Annotated in this window: 5 protein-coding genes; 2 read left to right on the top strand and 3 right to left on the bottom strand. The window is 44.5% G+C overall.

The features are described 5' to 3' along the window. On the top strand, nucleotides 1-561 hold a 561-nt coding region (locus tag CLV59_RS27875), incomplete at its 5' end, for a T9SS type A sorting domain-containing protein (protein ID WP_146616341.1). A gap of 61 nt (nucleotides 562-622) precedes the next feature. Here CLV59_RS27875 and CLV59_RS27870 read toward each other — a convergent pair. Continuing rightward, a complete protein-coding gene (locus CLV59_RS27870; protein ID WP_111595388.1) occupies nucleotides 623-1,330 on the bottom strand; it encodes a LytR/AlgR family response regulator transcription factor in 708 nt (235 codons plus the stop codon). Beyond that, complete coding sequence (locus tag CLV59_RS27865; RefSeq protein ID WP_170137947.1) at nucleotides 1,327-2,421, bottom strand: sensor histidine kinase; 1,095 nt, start codon at nucleotides 2,419-2,421, stop codon at nucleotides 1,327-1,329. Before CLV59_RS27865 ends, CLV59_RS27870 begins: the two co-directional genes overlap by 4 nt. Before the next feature lie 208 nt (nucleotides 2,422-2,629). Between CLV59_RS27865 and CLV59_RS27860 the strand changes: the two genes are divergently transcribed. After that, entirely contained in the window at nucleotides 2,630-5,002 is a 2,373-nt protein-coding gene (locus CLV59_RS27860) for an outer membrane beta-barrel family protein (protein ID WP_111595386.1), read from the top strand. 36 nt (nucleotides 5,003-5,038) lie between these two features. Here the strand turns inward: CLV59_RS27860 and CLV59_RS27855 are convergent, their stop codons facing one another. Further along, nucleotides 5,039-7,312 (bottom strand): ATP-binding cassette domain-containing protein, encoded by a 2,274-nt coding sequence (locus tag CLV59_RS27855; RefSeq protein ID WP_111595385.1) that lies wholly within the window; start codon nucleotides 7,310-7,312, stop codon nucleotides 5,039-5,041. Nucleotides 7,313-7,371: the final 59 nt, after the last annotated feature.

Here is a 7,371-nt window from a genome sequence, read left to right as displayed (position 1 = left end):
TTGAGCGTACTGAAAGCTGATTTCCTCATGTCTTCCTACAACACCCTTGGCGATACGCTGATCCTGGTGGATATCTCCAAACCTAAGCCACTGGCGCTGGAATGGACCCTGCCTGAAGGCATAAGGGAAGCTGGGGCCAGCGCCGATGGTAGCGTAAGACAACTGCTGTTCAATAAAACAGGAACCTATAATATTCAACTGTTCACGCGACTAGGAGAATGTGCGGATGCAATCACGAAAACGGTGATCGTACTGCCGGAACAAGAGCGAGGAAATGTAGACAGCCTCTTAGGATACCGTGAAAAACTGATCAGAAATATCACCGTATTCCCTAACCCAACTACGGGTCAGTTTAAAGTCAATGTGGAACTCTCCAAAGAAGCGCCTGTAACGATCCGGCTGATTTACTTTAATGACGGTAACCTTATGGAGATGCGTACTTCGCCTAATGCGAAGAATCATGAAGTGCCATTCAGTATAGGCAACTTACCGCAAGGGACTTACCTGATAGGGGTACAAGCGGATAAAGAATATGAGGTCCGGAAAATAATTAAACTATAACGAAACGAAAAAAAGGATTGTCGCAAGACAATCCTTTTTTTCGTTTATACATGGTTGTTAGCTATTTGCCCACACTAAAGCATTTTACCACCGTATCCTTGTAGTTCGGACTTAAAGGAATAATCTCTTGGTTGGCCATCACCAGCTCTGCGGCTTTAATCAGCTTGATCTTTGGAACCGATACAATATAGGATTTATGGGAGCGAACAAATAAATGTCCGGGTAACATAGATTCCAGCTTCTTCATTGTTAGATGAACCAAATGTGATTTACCAGAAAGGACCACCTTTACATAATCCCGGGAACCTTCAATGTACAACACCTCATCATAAGGGATTTTCATCAGTGCTCCTTTTTCTTTTATTATCAGGCAGGCATCATCTGGCTCGGATACATCGGTTTCCGGCTTCCTGGAGGCCAGTTGCTGGCGTACCTTCTCTACAGCCTGACTGAATCTTTCGAAGGAAAATGGTTTCAGTAAATAATCGGAGACATTCAACTCATAGCCTTGTAATGCATATTCTGCATAGGCAGTAGTAAATATGATTTTTGGCGGATGCGGTAAGCTTTTCAGAAAGGTAATACCACTTACCAGCGGCATTTCAATATCCAGGAAAATCAGGTCTATGGCGTTTTGCTCCAACTGGGCAAATGCCTGCATGGCATTCCTGCACTTGGCCACCAATACTAAATCTTCAGATTGCAGGATATACTGTTCCAGTATTTGTTGCGCAATCACTTCATCGTCTGCTATCAGGCATTTAATCATGTCAGTTGTATTTGGAGGTCAACGATATAGGCCAGATCATTGTGTGTAATGTCCAGTTGATATTTCTTTGGGTAATATAATTCCAGTCTTCTCCGCACATTCTCAATGCCCACGCCACCATAAGGCGTAGCTGGGCCGGAAGGCTTTGGCAGTACGCTATTTTCCAGGTGAAAAAATAGTTTATTGTCCTTGAATGAAATGCTTCCCTGGATAATAGACTCGTCCAAAATGCGGTGTGATCCGTGTTTGAAGCAATTCTCCATAAAAGGAATCATTAGTAGCGGCGCAATCTGCACCGGTGGAATAGTGTGTTTATCGATGTTAAACTGTATAGGGGCGGAAGGATAACGGGTCTTCTCCATCTCCAAATAATCCATTAAAAAGGTAATATCTTTTTCCAGTGGCACCTGATCATGTTTGCAATCGTACAACATATATCGCATCATGTCTGATAGTCGTAGAACGAATACGGGGGCCTCTTTGGAGCCGGTGAGGGTCATGCCGTAGATGCTGTTCAGCGTATTGAACAGGAAATGAGGATGCAGTTGCGCTTTCAGCGTTTCCAACTGAAGGGTAAGGTTGGTTTCCTCCAGGGTATGTCTTTTGCGTTCATTCTGCATGGCAAAACGCATGAACATTACTGAAAAGAATGCCAATACATCTGTTAAGAGGAATTCGCTATAAATCTGTCGGGTATGTACCAGCACCTCAAATTTTTTGTACCAGGCATCCAGATAGGGGCCTTCCGGATGGCCTGTCAGCCACTGACGGAAGCAATAAACAACCGGCCAGTTAGCATATTTAGGAATAAAGTAGAAGTAGATGACGGTGATAAAGAACATCCATCCAAACTTTTTCCTATCCAGCAACCAGGGGCCTATTACTCTGTAATAAGGAATGACATACAAAGTGATACATAATGCATATAACATCATCAGCGGAAAGGGGAAGTTCTCATGCCGGCGTGGTAGGAGCGGACTCTCCACAATGACGGCATATTTATATATAACGGCATATAACACCCATACAATTAATTCGTATGTGGAGATCAGTTGGTTGCCATAACCTCGCTGTGGTAAGGGCTTTTTCATAATTGAAGCTAATAAGATCAGTATTGCCAACAGGTCGAATTTCGACAAAACTGGCATTTTTTCGACAAAATAGGCCAACTGTTATTTTGCAGAAAGAACCCCGGCTTATGCAGAAACCAGCTTTATCCACTCGGCTGTTCCTGCTTTCTTTGCTATCACAATCAAAATCACAAACAAAATCAAAATACAAATATCTAACTGATAGTATATGAAAAAGTCAATCCTGTTTATCGCGCTGCTTTCCTTCGTTACTACCCTTTTTGCCCAGCAACAACCCATACTCCTGAAAGGACGGGTGGTAGATAGTCTTACACAGCAGCCCTTACCTTTTGCAGCTATTCAAATCAGCCAACAGTCTAAAGCTTATCCATGTGTGGCCAATGACTCCGGTATGTTCCAAATATCTCTCCCTGATACTGGTAGCTGGACTTTCGCCGCCAATTACATGGGATACAACGGATACGCACAAACGGTAAGTATCCAACAAAAAACAACCACCCTGGATCTGCTCTTATCCCGCCAGGTGAAAAAGCTGAATGGCGTGGAAGTAAAGGCATCTCAACCATATATTGCTGTACAACGGGATAAAATCGTGGTAAATATCGCTCAGAGTCCACTTGCTGCTGGCGATAACGCCTACCAGGCACTGAAACGCGCCCCTGGCGTAATGGATCAGCAGGGACTGAAACTCCGCGGTAAAACAGTGACGGTGTATATCAATGGACGTCCATCGCGACTTTCAGGGCAGGAGCTGGAAAACTATCTCTCCGCAATGCCCGCCAATACTATAGAAAGCCTGGAACTAATGCCCAATCCTTCCGCTAAATACGAGGCTGACGGGGCCGCCGTTATCAATATTGTACTGGCTAAGAATAAAAGTCTTGGTACCAACGGAACCGTGAATATTGGTGCTGGTATGGGAAACCACCTGTTGTATAATGGCGGCGTCAGTCTCAACTACAGAGATAAAGTATTAAATGTCTATGGTAGCTACGATTATATGAATCGTACCACCGATGCCACTAACACGGCTACACGCACTATCAGCAAGAATTATATCATCCAGGATCAGCAATATGCGGAGAATGACTTGCAAAGCCATACTTATAAGTTGGGCTTCGACAGAACCATTGACAAAAGAAGTAGCTTCGGCGCTTTACTCCGTGGTAATATCCGGACAAAAGACCAAACAATGGCCAATACCTCTCATCTCCCTAATGATTCTTCTTCGGTATTAGATAAAGTAAATCATACGAGCTTCCAGACTCCGGCTGTAAACGTATATTTCAAAACCTTACTGGGCAAGCAAAAGAATGAACTGATGCTGAACGGAGATTATTACAGCTATGATAAAAAGGCCAATGATAAACTAACCACCAGTTACTTTGATGCACAAGGTATGGGCTATGGCCAGCCGTCACAAGTGCGTTATCAGTCGCCAGCCAATAACCAGGTATTTTCTTTCAGTGGAGACTATAATTTTAAAGCGTTTAAAACCACTTTCGAATCAGGCGTGAAAAGCATATTCACCAAAACCGATAATAACCTGATCTGGGAAAATTTTGATGCCAGTAACTGGAAAGAAGATGCGCTGCGCAGCAACCACTTTATCTACAAAGAAAATGTCTACGGCGCTTACCTGACCGCCGCCAGAACCTTTCATAAATTCGATATGCAGGCTGGACTGCGTGTAGAGCATACTGATAACTCCGGTAATTCCCTTACGCTCCAACAGGTTCACAATAACGGATATACGAATTTGTTCCCTTCTCTCAGTATCAATTTCAATCAGAGTGAGAAACAACAATTCAGTTTTTCGTATAGCCGTAAGATTGAGCGTTTCGGACTGGATATCGTGAATCCATTTCTAGTATACCAGAGTCAATATCAGTATTCAAAAGGTAACCCTGCCATTAAACCTACTTTATCTGATAACCTGGAGCTGGGCTGGACATACAATAACTCCTGGATGGCGAGTATAGGATATGGACATTTTAGTGATGTATTAGCGGAAGTTTATCATCGGGAAGACAACAGTGCCATCACCATCGGTTCTTACGATAACGTTGCGAGCGGAGATCAGTTGATGCTGGGACTTAGCTACTATAAAGGTTTTCTGAAAGGCAAGATTTATACTGTTACCAGTGTGAACACTTTGTATGCTAAATATAATGCACCGGCCAGCAGTCAGTTAGATAAGAGCGGAATAGGCGCTATGGCCTCTAATAATACCTCTTTTAAGCTGGATGGCAACTGGAAAGCCGAGATCAATACCGCTTATACCAGCCCATTGAAATTTGGGGCATACGATTTCAGGAGTCAGTTTTCTATGGGAGTGGGTATTACCAGGAGCGTATTGCAGAAGAAAGGTAGCCTGACACTGAATGTTTCCGATATTTTCAATACAGAAAAACGTAATTATAGTATCCTGTCTTACGATGTAGCTGCTATATTCCGTAATAGTCCTGAAACCAGGTTTGTGAAATTGGTATTCAATTATCGCTTTGGTAATCAGCAGGTGAAAGCTGCCAGAGCGAGAAGAACCAATATCGACGAGGTAAAGCAGCGCATGCAGGAATAGACGATCACATAGATGATCAGTTAAACGGGTGGTCTGTTACAGATCGCCCGTTTCTTTTAATGTACCAACGTGTTGTTGTAGATAGGTAGCAGTAATAGTCTTGCCATGATTGATGAAGGCAGACACGGTTCCCTCGAATACAATACGGCCACCATATTTGCCCGCTCCAGGCCCAATGTCGATAATCCAATCTGCCTGCGCAATGATATCCATATTGTGTTCAATTACAATCAGGGTATTGCCGGCGTTCACCATCTCATTCATCATATGAAGCAGTCGTGCAGTATCCGCGGGGTGTAGTCCGGTGCTGGGCTCATCCAATACGATGATGGCGTTACGGTTATTCAGTTCCTTCGAAAGTTTTAAGCGTTGTCTTTCGCCGCCGGAGTAGGTGTCTAGTCGCTGTCCCAATGTGATGTAATCCAGTCCCAGCCGGGTAAGCAGCTGGAATTGTTGCTGTATATGCTTATCCGTGAAAAATTGTGCGGCTTCTTCAACGGTCATATTCATGATATCCACGATGTTTTTCCCTTGATAGCGATAGGGCAATACTTCCGGTGAAAATCCGCTGCCATTGCATACATCACAGGGCGTTTCGGTATCATCCATGAAGGCCATGTCTATCTTTAGTACGCCGAGTCCTTTACAGGCGGGGCAGGCGCCTTCGCTATTTCTGCTGAACAATGCGGCGCTTTTATCATTGGCTTGGGCCAGTAATGCCCGGATATGGTCGGAGATGCCCAGGTAAGTAAGGCAGCTGGAACGCACATTCCCCGGGAAGAGCGATTGATCAATTACTTTCACATCCGGATATAATAAGGGGAGTTCGTCGCTGATAAGACTGCTCTTTCCGGAGCCAGCCACACCAGTGACCACCGTCATAACGGAGAGGGGTATACGTACATGGATATGTTGCAGATTGTGAAGACTCGCATCTTTTACTTGCAGAAACTCCTTTGCTGTACGGGGTGCTGCGTTGTACGTCCGTGGATGAGAGAAGTAAAGACCTGTTTTTCCCGAAGAGTTTTTTAACCCCTGAAAATCGCCCTGGTAAACAATTTCACCGCCATGCACGCCGGAACCGGGGCCAATGTCTATCACGTGATCCGCTATACGAATAATATCGGGATCGTGTTCTACAATCATCACTGTATTTCCTTTATCCCTTATCAGACGGATGATACGGATTATTTTATCTACATCTGCAGGGTGTAATCCTACGCTGGGCTCATCAAAAATATACAGTAATTCAGTGAGACTATTGCCGAGATGCCTTACCATTTTGATACGTTGAGATTCGCCGCCAGAGAGGGTATTGGTAATTCTGTCCAGGGTCAGGTATTGGAGTCCGATAGTGACCATATTCCCGAGCTTCCGACATACCTCCTGAAGAACGGCTTCATAAGGAGCAGCATTTATCTCCCGTAAAAAATCCAGTAAATCATCCACAGGCATAGCGGTACAATCAGCAATACTATGCCCGTTAATTTTGCAGGAAAGGATTTTTTCGTTTAGCCGTTGCCCTTTACAGGAGGGGCAAGGCTTTTCTGATACAATACTGGCTACAGACTTACTACGCAGGTCTTGTTCTTTAGAATCTTTTTTCAGAAAAGCCTTTTCTATGCGGGGGATGATACCTTCGTACTGCACCGTTTTTCCCCAGTTGGGACCAGGATGTTCGGGCTTATGAGCGGGAGCGTGCAACAGCAGCTCCCATTCTTTTTTTGTATAATCCTGTAGTTTTTTATTTATGTCAAAATAGCCGGAATTTGCGTACCTGGTCCATCTCCAGCCGCCCGGTTGGAAAGTGGGGAAGCGGATAGCGCCTTCCTGCAATGATTTTGTGCGATCTATTAGTTTGTGTTCATCGATGGATTTTACAAATCCAAGTCCTTCGCAGGTAGGACACATCCCGGAAGGGTGATTCGGAGAGAAAATATTGGAGTAACCCACGAAAGGCTGTCCTATCCTGGAGAACAGCAATCGCAGCGATGCGCTGATATCTGTGGCGGTGCCAACGCTGGAGCGAATATTCCCGCCTAGCCGCTGTTGGTTAATGATGATTGGATAATTGAGATTTTCAATTTTATCTACCTCCGGAAGGCCCAGATGCAGCAGCCTGTTCCTGAGAAAGCTATGTTGCGTTTCATTGATCTGACGTTGTGCTTCTGCGCCAATGGTTTCAAATACGAGAGATGATTTTCCGGAGCCGGATACGCCGGTGAATACGGTGATACAGCCTCTGGGGATCTCCAGCGACAGGTTTTTCAGATTGTTTTGCCTGGCTCCCGTTATGGTGATTGGTTTCATTGGATGAGTATTAACCTGGTTAGTACTTCTAAGTTAAGTATTTTCATCGCGAGGTGAAT

The organism is Chitinophaga dinghuensis, from assembly GCF_003259435.1.
Lineage (GTDB): Bacteria > Bacteroidota > Bacteroidia > Chitinophagales > Chitinophagaceae > Chitinophaga > Chitinophaga dinghuensis.
The sequence above is the reverse complement of the archived record's forward strand: the minus strand, read 5'-3'. Positions and strand labels throughout refer to the sequence as shown.